The sequence below is a fragment of the Pseudactinotalea sp. Z1748 genome (genome assembly GCF_049725185.1).
Taxonomy (GTDB): Bacteria; Actinomycetota; Actinomycetes; order Actinomycetales; family Beutenbergiaceae; genus CALKWS01.
This window is the reverse complement of the sequence record NZ_JBMPQB010000002.1, coordinates 598,521-623,245: the sequence shown is the minus strand read 5'-3', so window position 1 is coordinate 623,245 and position 24,725 is coordinate 598,521. Positions and strand designations below refer to the sequence as shown.

Sequence of the window (24,725 nt, the reverse complement as noted above, 5' to 3'; positions counted from 1 at the left end):
TATCGAGCCGGTCAGGGCGGCGAGCCAGTGTCGTCGTCCTCGGGGTGGCGGGACAGGTGGATGATCGCGGCGGCCATACCGCCCCAGACCGTGACCAGGGCCACGATCATCATGATGATTGCCGGGGTGTCCATCTCAGACCCTCTCCTTTCCGGCCTCGTCCCGATCGGGGTCCTCCAGGTGCATGGCGGACACTCCCCGCCACGGCAGGAGACTCAGCACGATCGCCATCACCAGCACCAGGCCCAGGGCCCCCCAGCCGAAGGTCGTCACAACCCAGTCGTCGAAGCCGCCGTAGCCCTCCGTGATCTTGTCGCGAATGTCCACCACCAGCAGCACCGCCAGCACTACCGGTAGCACAACACCAACCATGACCTTCCAGGTCCGGCCGATCCTGACCGAGCCGTAGACGTTCAACGCCGCGGTGAGCGTGCCCAGCCGCCGGTAGACCCAACCCACCAGCACCAGGGAGAGGAACGCGGCTCCGACGATGCCGATGTTGTTGGAGAAGGCGTCGACCACATCGAGGAGGGTGACACCGGAGGCGCCTCCGATCAGCACGATGGAGATCACCGCGGTGGCTCCGCCGACGATCGCCACAGTGGTCACCCTCGCCCAGCCGGTCTTGTCCTTCACCGCCGAGATCACCACCTCCAAGATGGAGATCTGCGAGGTCAGACCGGCCATCGTCAGGCCGCCGAAGAACAGCACCCCGACCAGCGTCGAAGCCGGTGCCTCGGAAACGATGGTGGGGAAAGCCACGAACGCCAGGCCCAGCCCGGATGAGGCCACCTCGTCCACAGCGGTACCGGATGCGACGGCCAGGAAGCCCAGCGCGGAGAACACCCCGATGGCCCCCAGCAGTTCGAAGGAGGAATTGGTGAACCCGACCACCAGCCCCGATCCCGTGGCGTTCGACTTGCGCTTCAGGTAGGAGGCGTAGGTGATCATGATGCCGAAGCCCACCGAGAGGGTGAAGAAGATCTGCCCATAGGCCTGGATCCACACCGTGCCGCTGGTCAACGCCGCCCAGTCGGGGGTGAACAGGGCGTTGAGACCTTCGGTGGCGCCGTCCAAGGTCAGCGAGTAGGCCACCAGGATCAGGAACATCAGGAACAGCAGTGGGATTCCGATGGTGGACATCTTCGTGATGCCGCGGCGGACCCCGCTGCCCAGGGCGAGCAGGAGCACCACCCAGACCACGATGAGCGGCCAGCCGACCTGGGCCACGAAGTCCACCGAGATGCCGCTGCCCTCGGCGCCACCGCCGTCGTACTGCAGGAACGTCTCGAAGAAGAAGCCCTCGGCATCATCACCCCAGGCCTGGGTCAGGGAGAACCAGGTGTACATTGCCGCCCAGGCGATGATGGCCGCGTAGTAGATGGCGATCAGGAAGCAGATGCCGACCTGCAACCAGCCGATGGCCTCGGCACTGGGGTGCAGCCGTTTGAACGCCATCGGCGGGGACCCGCGGAACTTGTAGCCGATGGCGTAATCGAACAGCAGGATCGGGATACCGGCCGTCAGCAGCGCGACCAAGTATGGGATGAGGAAGGCGCCCCCACCGTTCTCGTAGGTGACGTAGGGGAACCGCCAGATGTTCCCCAGGCCCACGGCAGAGCCGATGGCCACCAGGATGAAGGCGTTGCGTCCGGTGAAACTCTCCCGGATCCGGGAGGCGCGGGCCGTGTCGGCAGGTTCGTTCATCGGTCCCTCCTGAACAGTTCTGCTGCGCAGAGGCTACTCCTGCTCCTGCCTACCGGCAGAAGATACGAGTGCTGGGTCGATGGAGAATCCCGTGGTCAGTACACGTCTCCACTCCTGCCCCTGATCCAGAGCGCCGAGATGCTTGCTGATGGCCACCCGCATGCGGCGCGTGGACTGCTCGTCCGCGCCGGCCAGCACAACTTCGACGGCGGAGCCGACCTCGGGGATGGAACGCTCTAACAGCCGGCGACGTAGGGTCCTCAAGAACGTGCGCTTCCGCTTACTGCTGGCCTCTTTGACCGGACGCATGTAGCCCGCCACGCCGTCACGGCGCGCGATCGCTAGCAGATTGCGCCGCTGGCCACGGCTGATCCTTCGAGTGTTGGCGCCTTCCTGCAGTCGGAAGCGCCGGCGATAGGGGAAGTCGTGATCCGGAAGGTTCGCGACCGTCACCCCGTCGGCCACGCCGGTCCGCAACGGCTCACGGATCGTCTGCAGATTGAACTTGAGAAGTCGGTCGCCCGGCAGTTCCCGTCGCGAACTCGTCGGAAACAGGTAGTCGATGTACGCCCGCGGTACGTCAGGACCGGTGCCGACCGACGGATACATGTTCACCCCGATGTGCGGACGAGGATTCAACTCGATGATGGTGTACTCGGTGTTCGACAACGTATCGGACCCATACAAGACGTCTACACCGGCGATCACCGTTCTTGGTATCGCCTGTACTGCCCTGACTGCCGCATCCTTGACTTCGTCCGGCATGTCGTCGGTGACATCGATAACGTCACCGCCCGCGGACGCGTTCGCAATCTTGCGCAAGTAGATGTACCGCCCTGCCGACGGCACGGTATCGGGCTCCAGGCCCTGTTCTCGCAAGCATCCCAGGACCTCGTAATCGACTTTGATCGGTCCGGTCGAGAGGAACGGGTTCCCGGCACGAGACTTGTTCTTCAATCGAATGAGTTCCGAGATGGTGTGCTCGCCATCGCCCGTCACGTTGGCGGGAACTCGTCGAGCTGCGGCGACCATGCGGTCGCCGATGACCAGCAGCCGGTGATCATCACCCTCGTGGTGCGTCTCCATCAGGACCTCCTTCTTCCCCAAGGGACCCACGAGGTGATCGAATCCAGCCTTGAGTTCCTCCCACGTGCGCAGATTCACCAATACGCCTCGGCCCATCGACCCTCTATTCGGCTTGAGTACGAGGGGGTAGCCGAGAGTGTCAGCCTGTTCGCGCAACTCCTGCTCCGTAACCGATCCCGCCGCCAGGAGAACCCCTTTCGGCACCGGCACGCCGCTTGCTTCCAAGGCCCGGTTGGTATCCCATTTCCGGGCCATCACTTGGGTGTCGGCTTGGCTGGTGATCGAATCGGGCCGGGCGAAGTTGAAGCGGACATTCTGCTCGTCGCTGCTGATCGAATACCACTCCAAGTCGTGGCTGTGGAAGGTGACGGTCAAGCCGCGCCGCCACGCCTCCAGCGCAACACTGAGACTGGAGAGTGCAGAACTACCGTGCGCACCGCGTACCACCGTGGGCGAGAAGTGATCGGGCCACGAGTTCACTGGCATGCTCATGTCCGGGACACTATCGATACCCAAAGGATCGCACCCTCTGCCGATTTCATAGGAACTCACGGCACTGCGGCCTGCACCAGGTGCGCATCGCCGTCGGCGATCACGTGGCCGGCCGTGGCCGGGACGAACACCGCCTCCCCCGGGCCCAGTTGAACCGGCCCGGCGTCGGTGGTGCATACCTGCGCCTGCCCGGAGATGGACAGCACGATCCGCGGTCCTCGCCCTGGCATCTCCACCGCACCGTTGCTTCCCAGGGTGGTGATGGACATCTCGAAGTCCTCCACCGGGGCATAGAAGGTCCGCGTGGGTCCGGTGATCTCCGGGGCGATGCGCACCGGCGGCGCGGTGACATAGTCGATGGTGCTCAGCACCGCTTCGGGATCGATGTGCTTCCTGGTCAGGCCCGCGCGCAGGACGTTGTCGGAGTTGGCCATCAACTCCACACCCAGGCCCTGCAGGTAGGCATGCAGGGTTCCGGCAGGGATGAACAGCGCCTCCCCCGGTGCCAGCGTGACCGGGTTCAGCAACAGCGCGGCGACCGCACCGGGGTCCCCGGGGTGAGTTGCCCCGAGTTCAGCCACGATCGCATCGATTCGCACCGATGCGCCGCGAGCCCCCCTGCGCTCGGCACAAGCCCGCACGACGGCGCGAGTCTCCGCCGCGGGCACCGCACCGGGGGTGAGCAGTTCGGTGACTGCCGTGCGTACCCCAACTGCAGTGGGGTCGGTTGCCAGGATCCCGGCCAGTTTCCGGGCCAGCGGGGCATCCAGCCCGCTGACCAGTTCCAGGGCCCGGCGTGGGGTGCGGAACCCGCAGAGGGCGCGGAACTCAGTTATCGCGTAGAGCAGTTCGGGTTTGTGGTTGGGGTCCGGATACAGGCGGGTGGCGCCGTCGCGCGGGAGCCCGTCGGACTCCTCGGCGGTGAACCCGGCCTGGGCCTGCGCCAGGTTCGGGTGTACCTGCAACGACAGCGGGCGGGCGGGGGCAATGAGTTTGAGGAGGTAGGGCAAGTGCTGGCCGAACCTGGCCAGTGCGTGCCGCCCCAGCGCGGTCTCGAACTCGGTCAGCAGGTACTCGCGCAGGTTCACTCCGGCACGGTCGGGCAGGGTCGAGGGTGCGGCCGGGTGGGCGCCGAACCACAGTTCAGCCACCGGCTCAGTCCCGGGTTCGCGACCGATCAACTGCGGGATGGTGGTGGTCGAACCCCAGGCGTAGTTTCGTTCGCTGCCTCGTATCCGGACGAGCACGGCTCCTCCTTTCGCTCAATGCGAGAGCGTAGTCGTGCGCTGAGGTTGTCTAGCCAGCTAAATACTGCTCCAACGCGTCCCACTGGTCGGGCATCGTCAGTCCCGTGTTTTCCAGTTTCGCCAGGTCCAGGGTGCTGATCGCCGGTCGTGGCGCGACCGTTTGGTCCGTGCCCGCCAGATACTCCGACGTGGACACCGCGTGGACGTCACCGTCGTCACGGCCGGCGAGCGTGTACACGCGGCGGGCGATCTCTGCCCAACTGGCCGGTTCTCCGCTGTTCGTGGCGTGATAGGTGCCGTGGGGAGCACGCGAGTTGAGCAGGTGGACGGTGGCGGCGGCGAGATCTGAGGTGAAGGTCAGCCGACCCACCTGGTCGTCCACCACGTTCGGTTGTACGCCCCGCTCGGCGAGGGACCTCATGGTGTGGACGAAGTTCCTGCCCTCCCCTACCACCCAGGAGGTCCGGATCAGGTAGTGCTGCGGCACCTGCTGCACCGCAGCCTCCCCGGCTGCCTTGCTCTGCCCGTAGGTGCTGACCGGGCTGATCGGGTCGGTCTCGAGGTAGGCGCCCCCCGGTCCTGACCCGCCGTGCCCATCGAAGACGTAATCGGTGGAGTAGTGCACCAGCGCGAAGCGGTGCTCCTGGGCCGCCCGGGCCAGCGCAGCGACCGCCGTGGCGTTCACGGCCCACGCCGCCGCTCGACCCTGCCGGGTCTCGGCCTGGTCCACCGCCGTGAACGCGGCGGCGTTGATCACCACCCCGACGTCGCTGAAGTCGAGGTCAGCGATAGCCGAGGGGTCGGAAAGGTCCACCTCCTGCCTGGACAGTGCGTGCGCGTGCGGCAGCGCCGCCTGCAGTGCAGTGCCCAGTTGCCCGGTGGCGCCGAGGATCACCGTGCGCGCAGGTGTCACCGGGCTGGCCTGGGCAAGGCGGGGGTGGTTGCGGTCCTTCTCCGAGATCTCCGCACTACCCAGCGGGATGGGCCATGGGATCGCCACCGACTCATCGGCGAGGTTGAGGTGGGAGTAGGACGCTTCCGGGGACCAGTGCGCGTTCACCAGGTAGGAGTAGACGGTGCCATCGACCAGGGTCTGGTAGGAGTTGCCGACCCCGCGGGGCACGAACACCGCTTTACCCTCATCGAGTTCCTCGGTGTGCACAGCGCCGTACCCCGGCCCTTCGCGCAGGTCCACCCATGCGCAGAAAGCCCTGCCGTGGGCGATCGACACCAGCTTGTCCCAGGGTTCGGCGTGGATGCCCCGGGTCACCCCGGCGGCGGCGTTGTACGCCACCGAATGTTGCACGGGTGCGAAGTCCGGTAGCCCGAGGGCGACCATCTTGGCCCGCTGCCAGTTCTCCTTGAACCAGCCGCGGGCATCCCCGTGAACCGTCAGGTCCAGGACCAACAGGCCGGGGACGGCGGTGCCGTGCACGGCCAGTTCGTTCGGGCCCGCCACGTCACTGTCCCCGGGCCGCGTACTCCGACTCCACCGCGTCCTTGTGCGGGCGCCACCATTCGCTATTCGCCCGGTACCACTCGATCGTGTCCGCCAGCCCGGCGCGGAAGTCCGCGAACTGCGGCTCCCAGCCCAGTTCTGTGCGCAACTTGGTCGAGTCGATCGCGTACCGCAGGTCGTGCCCGGCGCGGTCGGTGACGTGGTCGAAGTCGTCCTCCGGGCGGCCCAGGATGCTCAGGATCATCCGGACCACCTCGAGGTTGTTCTGTTCCCCGTCGGCACCGATCAGGTAGGTGTGCCCGATCTGCCCCCGGTTCAGGATGGTCCACACCGCCGAGGAGTGATCGGCCGCGTGGATCCAGTCCCGCACGTTCTCACCAGCCCCGTAGAGTTTGGGCCGGCCCCCGGCGAGCACGTTCGTGATCTGGCGGGGAATGAACTTCTCGATGTGCTGCCAGGGACCGTAGTTGTTCGAGCAGTTGCTGATCGTGGCCGCCACCTCGAAAGAACGCACCCACGCCCGCACCAGGTGGTCGGCACCGGCCTTGGACGCCGAGTACGGACTCGAGGGCAAGTAGGGGGTGGTTTCGGTGAACCGTGCCGGATCATCCAACTCGAGGTCCCCGTACACCTCATCGGTGGACACGTGATGCAACCGCACCCCGTGCTTGCGGACCGCCTCCAGAATCTCGAAGGTGCCCACGATGTTGGTGCGGATGAATGGACTGGGATCGCGCAGGCTGTTGTCGTTGTGTGACTCCGCCGCAAAGTGGACCACGGCGTCCTCGGCGCCGGTGAGACTGCCCACCAACGAATCCACCAGGCCCGTGTCGGTGACATCCCCTTCCACCAACTCCACGCGATCGGCCGGCAACGGCTCCAGCGCCTCCGGCGAGGCCGCGTAGGTGAGCTTGTCTAGCACCACCACGTATGCGTCGGTGTGCTCCACCAGGTAGTGCACGAAGTTGGAACCGATGAAGCCGGCACCGCCGGTGACGAGAATCCTGCGCATTACTGAACTGTAGCGACTGAGTTGCGGCCGCGGCTGGCATAAGTAAGGCCACCGATGTGCCGGTACCGTGGTTGAGCGTGCGGCTCCGTGGGAGGTCCTACGATGCCACCGGGTCGGGTCGGCCACCGAGGAAAGGGTGAGGTATGCCGTTGGTCTCGGTCATCATGCCGGTGCACAACTCATCGACCACGCTGGGCGCCTCGGTGCGGTCCGTGCTCGCCCAAACACATACCGACTGGGAACTGCTCATCACCGACGATGGCTCCACGGACGACTCCTGGGAGCAGGTGCAGGCCTTCGCCGATGACGACGAACGGGTCCGCCCGGAGCGCATGCCCACCTCGGGCGGTGCTGCTCGGGCGCGAAATGCCGCGATCCGCCGCGCCCGCGGCAACTATGTGGCGTTCCTGGACTCCGACGATCTGTGGTTGGAGGTGAAACTGGAGCGCCAGGTGGCTTTCGCTGCCACCGCTGCCACCCCGCTGACGTTCACCTCCTACTACAAAGTCGGCGGGGACTGGAGCGGTGAGGCCGCTGACTTCGTCCCGAACGACCGGGTGGTGTGGGCACCGGCGCAGGTGGACTACCGCGCGATGCTCCTGCAGGACCGCATCGGGGCGCTCACGGCGATGTACGCCCGCGATGTGCTGGGTACACGACTGATGCCGGACCTGCGCAAACGCCAGGACTATGCGCTCTGGTTGGACATCATGCGCGGAGGCGTGATCGCCAAGAGTGTCCGGGAACCCCTGGCGATCTACCGGGCCGGGCGGGCGGGCTCGTTGTCGTCGAACAAGGTGGCCCTGATCCCGCACAATTGGGCGCTGTACCGGCGTCACGAAGGGCTCTCCGTACCGCGGGCCGCCGTGGCGCTGGCCGGGGCGGCGTGGCACTCAGTGCGGACCGGGCGGATCTGAAACTGCGGCTGGGCGACCCGCTAGCGAAGCGCGCTCCTGCTCGTGGCAATCAGATCATCGATCGTCTGGACCACCCTCTCGGTGTTGTGGTGATCGATGGTGCCGAAGAACCGCTTCGCGCGCTTGTCGTACTCGTCTTCCCGAACACAATCCCGGGCCAGCACCTTCTCGACTTGGGCGGTGAGGTCTTCCAGGCTGCGCACTACCGGACCGAACCCATCACGGTCGAAGTTGAACCATGACCGACGGGCGTGCCTGGCCTCGTACTCGGCCTCGTCGAATCGAGCGTAGATCACCGGCTTGCCCATGTACGCGGCATCGAAATGCACCGAGGAGTAATCGGTGATCAGCGCATCACAGTCGAGGAGCAGTTCCTGCACCGACCTCCGCGGGGCCGTGTCGAGGGTGATCCGTTCGTGGCCCGACTCGTATCCGGTCATGGCTCGTGCGATATTGACGTGCGGGACCACCAGCAGGCGGTAGTCGTATGCCGTCAGCACCTCGTTGAGTGAGGGGTTGTGGAGCAGTCCTAAGATGAACCGTTCGTAGGCGGAGCCTTCGAACGGGTCGGTATCCGAAGACCCTGGGGAGGGCAAGTAGCGCCGCCAGGTGGGCATCACCAGGATCGTGTGGGTAGAGGTGTGCGGAATGAGAGCGTCGAATCTCGGCAGAACCGTCTCGACCAGCTGGTTCGTGTAGCCGGTCGCCTCCTCCAGGGCCACGGTCTCATCGTGGACACTCGTGACGATCATGTCGTATCCGGTGCTACGGCGGTTCACCGCTTCGGGACTGAGGTGGATGCCGTGCTGCAGAAATACCCGGATGGCTCCGATCCGCCAGGCGAGGTGCCGCTCATAGTTCCGTCTCGGCCAGCCCTTCGGCACCAGGTACTTCAGCGAGTGGGAATCGGCCAGTACCTCGGCGTGGAGCATCAGCAGCCGGTGACGCCAGGAAGAATGCGGCAGGACGTGGCCGAGCCTGCGCAGCTCCCGGTACTGGGCTACGTGCCGGTCCAGGATGAAGTACACCGGCCGGCGCGGGGCCACCCTGCGTAGGTGCCGGAAGAGGTGTAGCCCATTGTCGTCTGCGAACCCGGGGCGCTCCCCGATCACGTAGGGCCGACGCCGGAGGAACAGCGGCGAACTGAGCAGACGCAACAGGCCCAGGAGCCGCATCCGCCGGCCGCCGGGGCCGTGCAGCACGTGAGCCACGTCGTCACGCAATCGCCGTGCCCGCCACCGCCATGCCGCTGTCCTGCCCACGCCGTGCTGCACGGTGACTCCCAACCGCTCGCCCCGTCGCCCGATGGGGCGGATGAGGTAGCGCAACTGCCGTCGCTGCCCGGCATCGAGCCAGGCGGTGCTGACAGTACGCGCGCAGGCGGTGGCGCCGGCACTCGGTCGGAGCGGGCGGCTCCTGGCTGGCACCGCAGCTGCATCGAGTAGGCGGACGCCGAGGGGGTAGGTGCCGTCGGGAACGTGACGAAGCGGCACCTCCGCTTCGATGCGATGGCGCTGGAGCGTCCCTTTCCGGACATCGAACCGTCGCAGCACGGTTGGTGCGGACTCAGCTACGAGGCACTGTGACGTTCCTGCTGTGATCGAGACCCGCCACGGCGCCGGCTGGGTGAGAGGCAGATCAAGCAGCACTTGGACTTGCATCGCTCCAGCCCGTCGATCGACCCCTTCGGCGATCACCCGGCTCGCGCTGAGCGCAACGTGCCCGGCATAGTTGACGATCTGTTCGTCTGACGGGGTTTCGAGCACGTGATCGACGTAGGCGGCGGTGAGTGCCCGGTCGGACCACGGGAGGGCCAAGAAGATCGGCTCGTTAGTGTGACGCGCCACGTCCCGCGCAGCCTCGCGCGCAGTGGTGACGTCACGGAGGACTCGCCCGGGGCTCACGTCATCGTCAAGGTCAGAGATCGAGATCGTCGCCAGGAACGAGCACCGCGACGCCCGCGCGAGATGATCCCACCAGCCGCCAGCGGGCAGGGAGAGGATCTCGATTCCGTCAGATAGGGGAAGCAACCTCCTCAGGTGCCGGGCGACGTGCTCCCTCGCCGCGAAGGAGAGCTGCCCGAATCCGACCTTGCGAAGTTGTACTGCACGCGCCGAGAGGTGCTGGAAGTCTGCGAGGTCGTCATCCTGCACCCGCACCACGAGCGCTACATCATCCACTTCGCACGGCTCCGATCTGTTGGCTCGACAGGCTACCCAGCCCGGGAGGGGACCACACCTTGAGGGGTAGATCAAGACGGGGGCGCGGTACCGCTAACGGCCGGAAGGCAACTCGAACGGTGCCGGAATCGGGAAGGCCTGCATCAACCAGTCGGCGAGCCATTCCGGGTCGGCGTCGTCCTCACCACCTGGCGGGGGCACGTCATTGAGGCAGACGATTTGGAACCGCCTCGTATACCCCTCCCGCTCCATTTTCTCCCGGACTTCGGGCCGTCCCACATTGAAGTAGCCGTATCGGATCCTCGAACTCACTCCGCGTCCGGTGAACAGCGCGGTGTACATGTGGAGCCAGGAGTTGACCACCACGTCGGTTTCCGCCCGAAACGGGCTGGCTACGGTTCGTGCAATCTCCTCGGCATAGCGCTGCTCCAACTCTTCGGCGATGTCTTTGCGCTGCGGCACGGCTACATGTCCGAAGAGAAGTGAGGCGTGCCGGCCGAAGTCGCGCTGGAGAAGGTCTGCCGAGTTCGAGCGGGCGCGTTCCAGGGACGTCTGCCGGCTACGTGAGATGTCCGGTCTGCGGCTTCGGGAGAAGAAGATCCGCAAGGCACCGGTCGGGGTGAAGAAGTGATAGGGCGTCACCGGACGGTTGAACATCACATCGTCGTTCATCAGGAGGTATCGCTCGGACAACCCAGGAATCCGGTGTATCTGTGAACTGATCGCGTGCGAGTTGTAGGAGGGCAGCACACCGGGGTCGGTGAAGATCTCGCGGTGGTCCACGATCGTGATGCGTCCGTGGTCGGCGTCGAGCCACTCGGGTCGCTGCTGGTCCGTCACCAGGTAGATGTTCCGAATCCACGGCGCGTACATCTGCAGTGACCGCAACGACGCGCGCAACTCGCCCCGGTCGCGGAACCGGTGCGCTGCGATGGTCTCATCGCTTGCCGCCCCGGACGAGTCCTCCATTCCCAAGGAACGTCGCACCTCGGATCTCCTCGCCCGCCACCGGGGATCGGAGTCATCGACCCAGAGATAGACCGCGTCGATTGGGAACTCGATCGAGGACGCATCCCTCTGCACGCCGGCGAGAACCGGCTCGGGCCGGCCGTCCCATCGGAGCCGGGTAGCCAACGGGAGGGACTCAGTGCGGTCGATCTCCTGGGTGATGCTGCCCCGGTCGAGGGTGAAGAAGGTGTCGCGCTCGTCGTCCTCATCCCAGACGGCAATGCTGCAGCCCTCGGCTGCGCCGTAGATCCGCCCGGTGATCCCGCACCGGACGTACCGGAAGATCCGGAACTCCTCGGTGGTGGCCAATTCCTCGGCGGTGAGGCCCTTCGCGACCAACCGCCCTGGTGCCCGTGGAGCGAGTTGATAGTAGAAGGCGCGGTTACCCAGGTCCTGCCCCATCGCCATGACTGCACGTGCCAATTGGTGCCGCGGCACGCCCCACCGCGAGAGCCGTGTATTTGGACGGTGCATGGCGAAGAACTGCACGCCGGCTGACCGGAGCGCGTCTGCCACGTCATCTGCGGTCTGGGCGGCCAGGTGCCACACCGTCACCTGCGGCTCCCGATGGGCCACGACGAACCGCGCCTGGTGCGTTGCCACTTCCAGGTTGTCGGCCAGTTGTGAGGCGCGCATGGCCTCATTCGGAAGAAGGCGCTGCAGCAACGTGAGGCGCTCAGCGGCGTGGTGAACCGTCCTGACGACGCGGCGACGCACGCGGTAGGTGAACATCAATCGCCGCCTGGCTACACCGGCCAGATCACGCATACTCGCGAGTGAAATGGTTCCTCCTCGCACTGGGGGGTCCGTGGACGATAGCAGCCTACGAACCGCCCAGCATGGCATGGAATCTGTAGGCCCCAGTTCCTGAACCGATCGCTCTAGCCCCATGGCCGTGGGCACGACTTGCCCCTGGTTCACCGCCGTGCGGGACGGCTTGACGGGATTTCTGAACCATTTTGTTCACGCTGCACGTCGATCGAGCACCCCGACCAGTTCAACCTCAAACATCGGTGCCACGCTACGCGCGTAGGTAGCCGTAATGTGGTGTGCGTCGTAATAGACCACAACGTTGCCAATGACCGCGTCACATGTCGAGTCGCAGAAGTACTGGTTGAGGTCGATAACAGAGACGTTGGAGAGATTGGCTACGACTTCACTAGTCGGATTCTCGTCGGCTAGGTGCAACTCACGCGGTTCATCACATGCGGCAGTCTCGATTCCGTGCTGGGCGAGGCAGTCAATGCGATTAGAGTCGAAGCGAGGAGTGTCGCGAAGTGCCGCGATGTGAATGTCGTGGTCCTCCAACGCCCGCCACATCTGGACGTATCCCTCAGGTACATGTTCCTCGCGGCCTTGACCCCGCGTGGCCGTCATAAGAACAAGATCTGGAGCTTCCTCAACAATTTCGGCAAACAGTGCATCGTTCCATTCACTGCACGATTGCAGTTGCTGGCCCGAGCCTGGTGGATCCGTACTGAAGAGACAGGAACTCTTCGTTGCAGTGACCAGTCGCCACTCACGGGCATCCGCAATCACTTCGAGGGCTGGAAACCAGTGCGCTGAATGACTACCTCCTACCAGCATCACGACGACGTCAGCATCCGCTCGGCCGTACTCACATGTGATGAGTTCCGGCTCATACAGCCCTTGGTGACAGCCGTTCGTCGACACGTCAGCCCGATCATCAGCAGCCTCGGCGAGCCTCGGTAAGGGCTCAACTGAGTAGTTTCGGAAGGGACTATGACCGTCAAGGATCACCGCTGCGCCCGGGTGATCCCCGGAACCCGTTTCGACCTGCGCCGATACCCCTCGATCCGCGTAGGCGCTCATCCCCACGGTCGCGGCCGCCATCGCCAAGACACTCACGATGCCCACGGCTGGAAGGGCCAACTCCCGCCTCGGGAAGACTCGGTTCACCAACCCTTTGATCCCGGTGCCCGAACGGATAGGACGCTCCACGAACCGGGTGGTCAGGATCGCGAGCAGGAACGCCGACGCGATGATCACAACACCTGCCAGAGGGCCCGCGGTGGCCTCGCCGCTACGCAACAGGTAGAAGGTCAGCACCGGCCAGTGCCACAGGTAAAGCCCATAGGAGACGCCTCCGATGTAGACCAGTGGTCGGGATGATAGGAGAAGGTCGGCACCAAACGGGTTTCGAGATCCTGCTCCAATCAGAACAAGCGCCGCACCACTTAGGGGCCAGAGCGCCACGAAACCCGGGAAAGCATCAGCAACTGGGAGCGCGAATCCGGTGACAACGATCATCGCCAAGCCGACCCAGCTGACTAGGGCACCCCATGCACCCGGCAGGATGCGGATTCGAGTAATGGCGAGGGCTAGTAGCCCACCCGCAGCGAACTCCCACACTCGTGTTCCCGTGTGGAAGTAGGCGAATGGCTGGTTCGCCTCAGTTAGGTAGATCGAGTACACAAACGAGACGACAAATAGTGTCATTACGACGTAGGTCAGCGACCGCCGGAAATTTCGGCGTCCAATCCAGAGGGCAACTGCAAACACAGCCAGCCAGATCAAGTAGAACTGGCCTTGGATGGACATTGCCCAAAAGTGTTGAACTGGACTACTGGGAGTTTCGCGGGCCAGATAGTCAACCGCTTGAGAAGCCAATGCCCAGTTCTCCAGATAGAAGATCGAGGCCAGGACTTCAGAGTACGTGGCGCTTTCGCGTGTGATCGGCATCCATATGCGCGTCGCAATCAGGACGGCGAAGAGGACCGTCACCGAAGCTGGTAGCAGGCGTTTGGCCAATCGCGACAGATACCGGCGAACATCCACACGGCCAAAGCGCTCGACTTGGCCGAGCAGCGATGTAGTGATGAGGAATCCCGCGATGAGGAAGAAGACATCCACACCTCCGGAGACCCTCCCGAACCATACGTGATAGATCGCAACCAGGATCGCTGCTATGGCTCGAAGGCCCTCGATCTCCGGACGGAACCTTCGCACGTCCGGGCCTCGCAGCGCAGCATGGCGAGGAGTATTCAAAGATGCCCTTCCGCTACGTACTCCAAATCAACCCCCGGTATTCGCCGCATGCCAGCATCTAATGTAGATTAGCCTACCTTGGTGGGTGCAAATGCTGCCCAGATCTAGAAGCGTGATCACCTTCTCTCCAGCCGCCTAACTCGACCGCCGATACTCGTTGTAATTGATGCCTATGAGCCCCGCGTAACTGCCCGCAGCAGAGAAGAAACGGCGCACGCCCTTGATCCGATGATGCCCTTGACCAGGAAGCAGCCCGACGAGCATCAACGCGACTCCACTTCCCAATCGAGCCGTCGCGAACGCCAACCCTTCTACGATTGATGTAACTCCGGGCCGGATGAGGCGTCTGCTGATGGTGTCCCCGGCGCCGGAACGAAAGGCCCGGCGGACGAGCCACCGCAGAGTTGTCCGTTCAGGGGGCACGTGCTCACGGACCTCCGCTTCCTCACACCACACAATCGCGAAGCCGGCCCGATGGACGCGCTGGAAGAAGTGCAGGTCGGAGGAACCGGAGAAGCGGAACCTCGGGTCGAAGGTGGGAGTCACCGCGTCGAGGACGACTCGAGTCACGAGAGTGTTATTGGTGTAGGCCTTGGTGAGCAACTCCCCAGTTCGGTGCTTACCTCGAGAGGAGTGCACATCGGAGTAACGGTTCCACGAAGGCACGTCCGGCGGCAGAATGCCATGCACAGGCCCCGTGACGACGTCAGCACCGCTGGTCTGCCACTGCGTGATCAGTGCCTGCAACCACCCTTGCGGGCAGATCTCGTCGTCGTCGACGAAGATCACCACGTCATCCTCCGGGCACAGGTCCACCGAACGCTGCCGCGCACTCGGAATTCCCGGATCAGCCTCCGCCACATACGTGATCGCCCAGGGCACCGCAGGTTGCACGTCTTGCACGGTTCCTTCGGCCGAGGCCTTCGGATCATTATCGACGACGACGATCCGAACCTGGAGAGATTCCGTCTCCAGCCGTTGATCGGCCAGGCTCTGCAGTAGCTGCGCTAGCAGGTTGGGTCGCTGGTACGTGATGACCGCGATCGCCACTCGGACCGGGTAGTTCGTCTTGCGGTCTTCCACGTGCATGGTGATTCCGTCGTGATGCGACGGCCGTTAGGACCGACGCTTCAGGGCCTGGCGGTACTGCTTGATAACCTCATCGACGGGCCCGTCCGCCTTCATTTGGCCCTTGTCTATCCAGATCACTCGCTCACACATCGCCTTGATGGAGTTCATCGAGTGGCTGACCAGAAAGACCGTCCCGGCGTTTTTCCTGATCTCCTTCACGCGCTCCTGGCTACGCTTCTTGAACTCCGCATCTCCGGTCGCTAGGGCCTCATCGATCATCAGTACGTCCGGTGTGGCCACGGTAGAGATAGCGAACCGAAGCCGGGCGGCCATGCCGGAACTGTAAGCGCTCATCGGCATATGGATGAAGTCTCCGATCCCGGCGAAATCCACGATCTCATCGAAGCGATCGCGCACTTCCTGCGGGCTCAGTCCCAGAGCGAGCCCACCGATCATGACGTTGCGTTCGCCAGTCAGCGACTTCATCAACGCTGCGTTGACCCCCAGAAGTGAGGAGGTTCCGGCGGTGTAAACCGAGCCAGAACTGGGCGGAATCAAGCCCGCCATCGCACGCAAGAGGGTGCTCTTGCCGGCACCGTTCATCCCGATCAGACCGACGGATTCCCCATGGTGGGCAACGAAGGAGACTCCCCGCACGGCGTGGACGTGGTTGACCGCTCCAACATGCCCCCGGCTCCGATTGAAGAACCTTTTGATCCGGCCCATCTCCGGGCCAACGGACTTCTTCTTGCCACCGAAGACGCGGTACTTCACATGGACGTCATCGATAATGATGGACGGCGTTCGTTCGGCTGGGCCGGGCTCTCCAGGTTCCGGATCGCCGTAGTCGTTGTCATCGTCGAAGTCATGGTCGACTTCGTCGAAATCGCGCGGATCAGTCTCGGCCATACTGCTCCTCCCCTTGCCAGAAGACGAGGAACCCGACCACGAAGAAGCCCACGGCCCAGCCCAAGGCGACAAGCCACAACTCCAGGTCCAGTGGGAACTGATCCAGCATGATCGTGCGGACCAGCGTGAGGTAGACGGCAACGGGCTGGTACATCAGGATCAGACCGAAGACGCCTGAGGTAAAGGTCGGGATCAAGAAGAACACCCCGGAGATGTAGCGGAACATCCGCACACTCACTGGGATCAGGTTTCGGAGGTCACGCGCGGCGACCACGATCCGCGCGGCGAGCATTGATAGCCCAGCAGTGAAGATCAGGATGATCGCCAGCGCCACGGGCAACAATAGCCAGGACCAGGAAACGGGCTCCCCAGTGACTAGCACGATTATCACCATCACGGCCATGGCGGGAAGCAGCATGAGCATCTCGGAAAGAGCCACCGACATGGGCAGAATCGCCCGCGGAAACTGCAGCGCCCGAACGACGTTCAGGTTGGACAGAATCGCGTTCGCCCCGGCCTGCACCGTCGCCGCGAACGACAGGAAGATGAAGATCCCAATGGTGAGAAAGCCGACGAAGTTGTCCACACCCCTGCTGGTGTCGAGGATCAACTGGAAGACCACGAAGTACACCGCTGCAAGCGTCAACGGGCTCAGGACTGTCCACAACTGACCGAGGACGTTGTTCTGGTTACGGCTGTAACTGCGCGACGACGCCATCACCCAGAGGAATGATCGTCGGTCCCAGAGTTCTCGTAGGTACCCGGTCAGGCTCGGCCGCTCACCGACTTTGGTCAAGCCGTGCTGTGCTGCGAGCCGAGAAAGTTCCGATGGACCTTCAGGGGAGTTCACCCGCACGTTGCTCACAGCCGGTGCGCTCCGGGGGTGGTGACTTTGCCCTTGGTGTCGAAGAACCGTTTGGAGGCCTTGGCCAGGGCGTCGACGTCATACTCGGCGTGGTCCTGCACCAGGATCACCAAATCACTCTCGGCAACGGCGGCATCCAGGTCCCCCACACGGTCCATGGTGTGACCGTTGAGATGCCATTGGGCCACGTTCGGGTCATGGAACGCCACGGTAGCACCGTGACGGCGGAGGGCTTTCGCCAGCGGTACGGCCGGGGATTCGCGCTGGTCGGCGATGTTGGGTTTGTACGTCACCCCGAGCAGCAGCACGCTGGCCCCGCGCATGGCCAGGGCGTCCTCGTTCAAGATGTCCTGGGCCCGCCGGGCCACGTACCCCGGCATCGTGGCATTGATCTCCTGGGCCAACTCCACGAACCGGAACGGATACCCCAGCCGGGTCCGCACGTTATAGGACAAATAGTTCGGATCGATCGGGATGCAATGCCCACCCACCCCGGTGCCGGGATAGAACGCCTGGAACCCGAACGGCTTGGTCTTGGCCATATCGATCACATTCCACAGATCGATATCCAGTTCGTGGGCGAACCGGGCCATCTCATTGACCAACGCGATATTGATGTGGCGGTAGGTGTTCTCCAACAACTTGGCCATCTCCGCCTCCCGCGGGCCCTTGGCCGGCACCACCGTGTCCACGAACCGCTCATAAAAACCCACCGCCGCCGCCGTACTCTCCGGGGTCAAGCCCCCCACCACCTTGGGAGTGTTCCGCATCCCGAAACGCGCATTACCCGGGTCGATGCGCTCGGGAGAGAACGCCACATGGAAATCCACCCCGGCCCTCAAACCCGAACCCTCCTCCAACAACGGCACCAACACCTCATCGGTGGTGCCCGGGTAAGTGGTGGACTGCAAAATCACCGTCATCCCCGCCCGGAGCTGGCGCCCCACCGCCGCACCCGCCGCAACCACCGGCCCCAGATCCGGGCCACCATCAACCGACAACGGCGTCGGCACACAAATCACCGCGGTCTGAGCCCGCCCGATCACCGACTCATCGGTATCAGCCCGAAAACCCGCCTCCACCATCTGCGCCACATCAGCATCGGAGAGATCATCCACATGCGAACGACCCGCGTTCAGACCCTGGACCACCCCCGCGCTGACATCGAAACCCAGCACGCCCAACCCCGAACGCACCGCCTCCTGCGCCAACGGCAAACCCACATAACCCAGGCCCAACACCACCGCGTCCCGTAACATCGCACAGACTCCTTCTCCCAGCCACGAACGTTGCACAGCATAGGCGCACATTCCCTAGGCGCCGCTCTGGATACGCCAGACGTGTCGGAGGCCACCACACACTCGCCGGCGTCAACCTCAGGTGCTAGACCATTGCAGCACCGCGAGTCCGCTGACACCGATATCGATCTGTTCCATCCCGTAATCCTTGATCCACGACGCCACAGCTGCCGCCTCTGCGGGTCGATCAGCATCGTCAAGAACAACGAGAGCACCTTCCGCGAGTTCGCCCTTGAGGAACTCGATAGCTGGCAGTCGAGCAAATCGGGACGACCTTCCCGGAGGTCCATCCACGATAAGCAAATCGATCGGACCGCACCCGGTGAACAACTCTGCTGAATACCATTTTCCTGCGCGACCAGCGATTTCAGATTCTTTAAGCGGCGCAATCTGAACATCCACGACGGCCTCGAGGCCGTGACGCAAAATGTTTCCACGAGTAATCGACGCAAATTTCTCATCGTGGTCCACGGACAACATTCGCGCATCAATTTCTCGCAGAATATAGCCAAGCCAAACTGTTGACGCCCCTCCCCCCAGTTCAAGCACGCGACGTGGGACCCGCTGGCGGATAAGATCCGTCAGGTGCGCAACATTGCGCACATCCATAGACCAACGCCCTAGGGGCGGCATTAGTGCAGCAGGATGAACCTGGGGATATAAGTAGGCAAAAGCCTCCATGTCCCGCAACTGCTCGCGGGTCTCGTAAGAGACTTTACGAAGCAGGTCTGGCTGTGAACGTTTGATGCGCTCGGCAATCTCCGTGCCCACTCGAACGGGCAAACCGTCGCGATCCGATTGGATGTCGACCCTGAGCCGCGCCAGTTCATCGTGCAATAAGAGGAGACCGGCACGCCTATCTGCCTCCGCTTGAAGCCCGCTTTCTGCAAGCGCTACCTGCTTCCGCATCCTGCGTAGAACTTCGCGCGAAAGCCTCTCCGAATCTATGGCCCGTTTACCGAGTTCGACCAAGAGTGCAGCAGTGAAGACTACTAATGCGAGCACAGCGGCCAGCAGCCACATCACGCGCCCCGCCCACACTGCGACCACCCCGGCGGACGCCAAGACGGCTACAAATAGCCAACCCAACAACCGTGCACGACGTCGCATCTGATCCTCCTAGTCCCGCGGCCATCGCCGACACCCTCCATCTTCCGAAGGGTACGGCAGTGCCGGGAGCCTGGCACCATCACGAACCCTCATCAACGAAGCCTGGTGCAAGGAGACGGCTGGCTCGCCTTAAATGCGGTTTACGAGAGGCGTCAGAAGTGGTACATGTCAGGCCGATCAGGCGCTAATCCAACACGATTTGCGAACGATCCAAAATCTATTCCAATGCCAGCAAACGCTCAACCAGGTGCACATAGGACGAATGGCTGAACTTCTGTTGGATATACTCCACCGCTTGAACAGAGTGAGCCACATATGCGTCTAGGTCTGAGTAGAATCGACGGACTACATCAGGGACCTCGAACGGGTCACAATACACGCCCGCGGGACCAAAGGTTGGTTCAAGGTGGTGGGGCAGGATTGCCACGCACCCCGAAGCTAGCGCTTCCAACGTCGAACGTCCGAACGCGTCGTATGCGTTTTCGTTCTGGAAGTACACAAAGAAGTCAATAGAATTCAGGAAGGTGCGCACACTCATATAATCTCTAGGGAAAATTAGCCAGTTCGCAGGAGACTTCCAATCAGCAAAGCCCTTGCTCAGCGAGCGCGCACCGCCCATTACACGGACATCAAACTCGGAATCCGCAGGATAGACTGAGTCTAGAACAGCCCTACTCTGCGGCCACTTCATTGGGTCATCCCGCGAGTGTCGCCCGATAACAGGACGGGTGGAACGGAAGGAAACCCTCTCCGTCCACCATTCATCCTGCGCGAGAATCCCAGGCATGTCGAATGAAGCTAAGTGGCCTTCTGGCACATCAGCAGAGATAGCACTGCGAACTGTGGGCCCCTGTGGAACCCATAGAGGCTCACGCCCAAAGAACGACTTCGCGTTGCTATGACAATTTTCGACGCTGTACCGCGTGTCGGAACCGTCCCGTTCCGACGGAGCTTGATTGGCAAGAACAATCAAACGCTGAACATTCCATTGGGTTGGCGCATCTGGAAGGAATTGCAGCACCGGCGGATACCTCACAACCAGCAACTTTGCGGTCAACTCATCGTCAAGGTAGACCTCGCCAACTTCACCGGAATTAAGCATCTCCTGAATCGGTTGGCAATGCACACCATCGGATACGGAAATAAAGCGCGCCGCATACATTTGGCAAATCGCCACTCTATAGCCCGCAGAAGTCAGCGCTTTGATCTCTTCGATCATCGATTTTTGAGGACCACCGTATCGTCGCCACTCCGACGCGAAGATCACATCATATGTACCGGTTGGCTGCCTCTTCACATAATAGGAGGCCGGAAGAGGGAACGGGCGCGCCTCCTTCGGCATAAACCCTTGCGTTGCCATATCATAGTTCCGGTGCCACCAACGATATGCTGAAACATACGACCGTCTCGACTCATGCCGCCAGAACGGGCCAAAATCATTGCGTGATAGCGAACCGTCTTTAATCCGAATAAGGGCGAGCGGTTCTTCTACTAGATGCGTGGGAACACTTGCACGACCTACACGTTCCATATACTCCGAATCCGCTGCCTTACGCGAGCGGTCATACTCTCCCACCACATCCAGCACGGACCGTCGAATCATCAGCGATGAAACATTCACTTTCGACGGTCTGTGGCCGACTCGAAAATTCTGCAGCTTCTCGGATACCGGGAAGGCTCTACTAGCCGTACTTGTGATATCAGGATGCTTAAGCATCGGTGCCAGTTGCAATTCTATGCGTTGGGGATGCGACCAGTCGTCCGAATCGCTGCCAGTTATAAAGGTGCCGCCGGCTTCTCGCAGGCCGACATTACGCGCTGCGTACGTCCCAACGTTCTCGGGAAGATTAATGACCTGAATTCTCTCATCTATCGACTCGAGTTCACGTAGCAGTGGTTGGAACTCGGGCGGAGAGGAATCGTCAATAATTAGTAACTCAATATTGTGCCAAGTCTGATTGAGGATCGATGCGACAGCCGTTCGTAAGGCACGGTCAGGTCGGAAACTCGTCATAACCACAGAGACGAGCGGGCCAGAGGTAATTGGCGTCAGGGCAGGCGAATCGAGTTGGTCAAAGGGCACCACGTCACTGTCACTGTCACCGTTACCGTCACTGCTAAGAATCGGGCCGGCAAGATTTCGCTTCGTGAAGCGCCCCTGGAAGAGCCGCCACCAATCGTCTCGACTTCCAATGGCTCCCTCGACGTACGGATTGAGGACGTCTATCCAAAGGTAGTCGTCCTCAAGTTCGCGCAATGCAGGGTTTTCACCTAAGTAGTCGTGCGCCTTTTGGTAATATCCCAACTCCATCAAGAGCTCAGCGTAAACCTTTGAATGAACCATGTAGTTACTAACAGCCGCAGGGCTCAGTTCGTCATAGAGTGAGAGCGCATCGGTTAGGGCTCGCTTACCCTGCCCGCTCAGCGCGACTGCGTACGCTAGGTAAGCCGCCCATTTCTCATCGAAGTCTATGCGGCGCATATCAAGGACGCGCAGCATACCCTCCCAACTTGCGTGTGCTCCGCGGGTTGCCACATAGACCATCACGTCACGAAGGGCGCTCGACCGCTGACGCAAGAGCGTTCGAGCGGCGGCTTTTGGCCCCCGACTTCGCATGATCGTCGCATAATCGTCCAATAGGCGAATGGGCAGCGCCGTCCGCGATCGGGACTTGGAGTTGATCGACTCAGATGGACTCTCAGTTTGATGCATCATCGCTCATACCCGGCTAGCCTACCTTCTTACACATTCACACCTACGAATCATCTACGATCCCGGACTCTCTGGCGCGTGAGCAAGACTCTGTCGAAGATCTTCCAGTCGTTCTGCAGTCCTCGATAACTCTGTGCGTAGTTCGCGGGCTCTTTCAGCGCTCCGCATTCGTTCGGCCTCCAGTATGCCGTAAAGGCGGAGTTGGTCAGCATTGCTATCTTCCATGATCCCGTCGAGCGCAGTTCGGACGCCTTCGAGATCCTCGCCGATCTTCCGCATTTCAGATCGTAGTCTGTAGATTCGTGTCGCGAATCGCCCCCACCTATAACGCAAATCAAGGAGCGTAACACCAATGAATGCCCCAATCAGGGCTATTCCGTTGGCAGCGGCTGTCCAGAGTTGCATATTGACGAGCAGCAGTGTGGTGAGTGTCAGGGCGGCCAAGAGAACCCAGGGAGCGTGGCGCCGCCAGCCCGTGCCAGTCATGAGTACAGTCCCACTCTCCCGTAGTTGCGTCGGCCCATGCAGCGCTTCATCGTACTAGGTGGAGTTTAGGCCTCCCTGTGTGATGCCGTGCGGTGTGGACCCGCCGAACCCTGCGTGCACAGCGAGTCGCTAGAGTTCGCAAAAGCGCGGCCTCGTTCGCCAGCCCCAAGCACATGCACGATGGCTCGTCGCCAAAGTGGTGCGAGCATCCATGGCGTGTAAATGCCCGGGCTCGGACCAAGCGCGGGTTATCTTCGGGCTATGGCTACACGGGGAAGACGGTTAGCGGCTTACGGCACGATCATCAGTGTCCTCACCTTGGGGCTTACCGCGCCCGCCGCGCTGGCGGACGCGGATGAACCGGACCAGGAGGCATCCGGAGAGACCAACGACGTCGTTGTTCTCGCGATCACTACCGAAGACGGTGCAGAGACCGATTTGGTCACGGACGCGGCCACGGCCACGGCCACGGATGCGGCCACTTCGGATCTCATCACAGCCGCCCTTGAGGTCCCCGAATTCTACGTGGCGGCGGCCACATGGGATGGCCCTGAAGATCCAGGCGCACAGATCGCGATCCGCGTTGAAACCGAAGGTGAATGGACTGCCTGGTCAGAGCTTGAACCCGAGGCCGGGGAGGATGTGGAAGACGGGGGAACCGAGCCCTATATCGTCGGCGGGGCCACCGGGGTCCAACTGCGAGTCGGTCCCGTGGGAACCCTTCCGTCTAACCTCAGGCTCCACCTCATCCCCGCAGAGCCGACCATGGAGGAGAGCCAGGCCACCACCGAGGAGGACGTGGCGGAACTCTCGACCCAGGCACAAACCAACAGCACCGAGTCCGGCACAGCATCAATGGCGGCCCCGACGAGCGCGACCGCGAGCGCGCCCCGTGTCATCACACGATCAGGCTGGCGCGCGGATGAATCGAAGATGACCTGGACGCCTAGCAACCGAGATCTGCGTGCCGCGGTCGTCCACCACACAGCCGGCACGAACAACTACACCGCCGCCCAGTCACCCGCCATCGTTCAAGGGATCTATCACTTCCACGCGGTCACTCGAGGGTGGGGAGACATCGGTTACAACTTCCTTGTGGACAAGTACGGTCAAGTCTTCGAAGGCCGCACTGGCTCCTTCGCCGCGCCGCATGGCCAGATGCCACAGGCGGCACACGCCCTAGGCTTCAACGACGGAACGCTAGGCATCTCCGTCTTGGGCGACTACTCCGCAGTCCATGCGCCAGAGTCCATCCTCGACACGATGGCAGAGGTCATCGCCTGGAAGTTCGCCGCCGCAGGCATCGACATGGCGACGCCAAGCGGGATGACCTCGCCCGGCACGAGTGCTCGGCCCAGGGGGCAGAACCTGCCGCGCGTCTTCGCCCATCGCGATGTCGGGTCAACGACATGTCCAGGGAACAATATCTACGCACGAATGGCGATGATCAACGAGAAGGTAGCGACGCTAGTCGATGGCGATGAGTACCACCTGCGCAACGACTTGGCTGGTGGACCCGCTCACCTTGCGTTCAGTCTCGGCCTATCCACAGACGAGGTGCTCGTCGGCGACTGGAACGGCAACGGACGCGACACGTTAGCGCTGAGGCGGGGCAACATGTACCTGGTCTATGACCGGCATCCGGGGCAGCAGTTCCGCGTGATCCGCTACGGTCGCGCCAACGACGTCGTCCTGGTAGGTGATTGGAACGGCGACGGGCGAGATACCTTCGCGGTAAGACGGGGAAGCGCCTACCACGTCAAGAACTCCATGACCGGTGGCGACGCCGACGTCGTCATCAACTACGGCCGCGCCAATGACACCGTGCTCGTCGGCGACTGGAACGGCAACGGACGCGATACCTTCGCGGTAAGACGCGGAAGCATCTACCACGTCAAGAACTCCATGACCGGTGGCGACGCCGACGTCGTCATCAACTACGGCCGCGCCAATGACACCGTGCTCGTCGGCGACTGGAACGGCAACGGACGCGACACTTTCGCAATTCGGCGCGGCCAGCAGTACCACATCCGCAACACCCTCTCGGGCGGAGACGCTCATGTCGTCCTCCGGTATGGTCGTGCCGACGACGTCGTCCTTGTGGGTGACTGGAATGGAGACGGGCGGGACACCTTCGGTGTCCGGCGTTAGCCACT

17 protein-coding genes are annotated in these 24,725 nt (G+C 62.5%); 2 read left to right on the top strand and 15 right to left on the bottom strand.

Annotated elements, in window-relative coordinates:
- Positions 1–11 precede the first annotated feature (11 nt).
- The 6 genes from ACO0LU_RS07195 to rfbB are packed head-to-tail and all read right to left on the bottom strand — an operon-like array spanning position 12 to position 7,003.
- Complete coding sequence (locus ACO0LU_RS07195; RefSeq protein ID WP_424790715.1) at positions 12–134, bottom strand: methionine/alanine import family NSS transporter small subunit; 123 nt, start codon at positions 132–134, stop codon at positions 12–14.
- A gap of 1 nt (position 135) precedes the next feature.
- Positions 136–1,707 carry a sodium-dependent transporter gene (locus ACO0LU_RS07190; protein WP_424790714.1) on the bottom strand — a complete coding sequence of 524 codons (1,572 nt, stop codon included), beginning with the start codon at positions 1,705–1,707 and terminating at the stop codon, positions 136–138.
- Positions 1,708–1,740: 33 nt separating this feature from the next.
- Positions 1,741–3,285 (bottom strand): hypothetical protein, encoded by a 1,545-nt coding sequence (locus ACO0LU_RS07185; RefSeq protein WP_424790713.1) that lies wholly within the window; start codon positions 3,283–3,285, stop codon positions 1,741–1,743.
- Positions 3,286–3,341: 56 nt separating this feature from the next.
- A complete protein-coding gene (gene manA / locus ACO0LU_RS07180; protein ID WP_424790712.1) occupies positions 3,342–4,532 on the bottom strand; it encodes a mannose-6-phosphate isomerase, class I in 1,191 nt (396 codons plus the stop codon).
- 49 nt (positions 4,533–4,581) lie between these two features.
- Entirely contained in the window at positions 4,582–5,991 is a 1,410-nt protein-coding gene (rfbD, locus tag ACO0LU_RS07175; protein ID WP_424790711.1) for a dTDP-4-dehydrorhamnose reductase, read from the bottom strand.
- A 1-nt stretch (position 5,992) separates the two neighbouring features.
- Positions 5,993–7,003, bottom strand: a complete 1,011-nt coding sequence (gene rfbB / locus ACO0LU_RS07170) for a dTDP-glucose 4,6-dehydratase (protein WP_424790710.1) — start codon at positions 7,001–7,003, stop codon at positions 5,993–5,995.
- 143 nt (positions 7,004–7,146) lie between these two features.
- Between rfbB and ACO0LU_RS07165 the strand changes: the two genes are divergently transcribed.
- Positions 7,147–7,920 (top strand): glycosyltransferase family 2 protein, encoded by a 774-nt coding sequence (locus ACO0LU_RS07165; protein WP_424790709.1) that lies wholly within the window; start codon positions 7,147–7,149, stop codon positions 7,918–7,920.
- A 20-nt stretch (positions 7,921–7,940) separates the two neighbouring features.
- Here the strand turns inward: ACO0LU_RS07165 and ACO0LU_RS07160 are convergent, their stop codons facing one another.
- The 9 genes from ACO0LU_RS07160 to ACO0LU_RS07120 all read right to left on the bottom strand — a co-directional run bounded on the left by ACO0LU_RS07160 (position 7,941) and on the right by ACO0LU_RS07120 (position 21,870).
- Complete coding sequence (locus ACO0LU_RS07160; RefSeq protein WP_424790708.1) at positions 7,941–10,100, bottom strand: CDP-glycerol glycerophosphotransferase family protein; 2,160 nt, start codon at positions 10,098–10,100, stop codon at positions 7,941–7,943.
- Between the two features lie 93 nt (positions 10,101–10,193).
- Positions 10,194–11,744, bottom strand: a complete 1,551-nt coding sequence (locus ACO0LU_RS07155) for a stealth conserved region 3 domain-containing protein (RefSeq protein WP_424790707.1) — start codon at positions 11,742–11,744, stop codon at positions 10,194–10,196.
- A gap of 327 nt (positions 11,745–12,071) precedes the next feature.
- On the bottom strand, positions 12,072–14,078 hold the full coding sequence (locus ACO0LU_RS07150) for an acyltransferase family protein (protein WP_424790706.1): 2,007 nt from the start codon (positions 14,076–14,078) through the stop codon (positions 12,072–12,074).
- 174 nt (positions 14,079–14,252) lie between these two features.
- Complete coding sequence (locus ACO0LU_RS07145; RefSeq protein ID WP_424790705.1) at positions 14,253–15,167, bottom strand: glycosyltransferase family 2 protein; 915 nt, start codon at positions 15,165–15,167, stop codon at positions 14,253–14,255.
- Between the two features lie 66 nt (positions 15,168–15,233).
- Positions 15,234–16,097 carry an ABC transporter ATP-binding protein gene (locus ACO0LU_RS07140; protein ID WP_424790704.1) on the bottom strand — a complete coding sequence of 288 codons (864 nt, stop codon included), beginning with the start codon at positions 16,095–16,097 and terminating at the stop codon, positions 15,234–15,236.
- The gene (locus tag ACO0LU_RS07135; protein WP_424790703.1) at positions 16,084–16,893 is read right to left on the bottom strand and encodes an ABC transporter permease; all 810 of its coding nucleotides are present in this window, start codon (positions 16,891–16,893) and stop codon (positions 16,084–16,086) included. Before ACO0LU_RS07135 ends, ACO0LU_RS07140 begins: the two co-directional genes overlap by 14 nt.
- 65 nt (positions 16,894–16,958) lie before the next feature.
- Positions 16,959–18,221: a nucleotide sugar dehydrogenase gene (locus tag ACO0LU_RS07130; RefSeq protein ID WP_424790702.1), complete on the bottom strand. Its 1,263-nt coding sequence runs from the start codon at positions 18,219–18,221 to the stop codon at positions 16,959–16,961.
- Between the two features lie 117 nt (positions 18,222–18,338).
- Positions 18,339–19,370 carry a class I SAM-dependent methyltransferase gene (locus ACO0LU_RS07125; protein WP_424790701.1) on the bottom strand — a complete coding sequence of 344 codons (1,032 nt, stop codon included), beginning with the start codon at positions 19,368–19,370 and terminating at the stop codon, positions 18,339–18,341.
- A 217-nt stretch (positions 19,371–19,587) separates the two neighbouring features.
- The gene (locus ACO0LU_RS07120) at positions 19,588–21,870 is read right to left on the bottom strand and encodes a glycosyltransferase (protein WP_424790700.1); all 2,283 of its coding nucleotides are present in this window, start codon (positions 21,868–21,870) and stop codon (positions 19,588–19,590) included.
- A 960-nt stretch (positions 21,871–22,830) separates the two neighbouring features.
- On the opposite strand from ACO0LU_RS07120, the gene ACO0LU_RS07115 reads away from it, so the two are divergent.
- Positions 22,831–24,720, top strand: coding sequence for an N-acetylmuramoyl-L-alanine amidase (locus ACO0LU_RS07115; RefSeq protein WP_424790699.1), 1,890 nt, complete (start codon positions 22,831–22,833; stop codon positions 24,718–24,720).
- Positions 24,721–24,725: the final 5 nt, after the last annotated feature.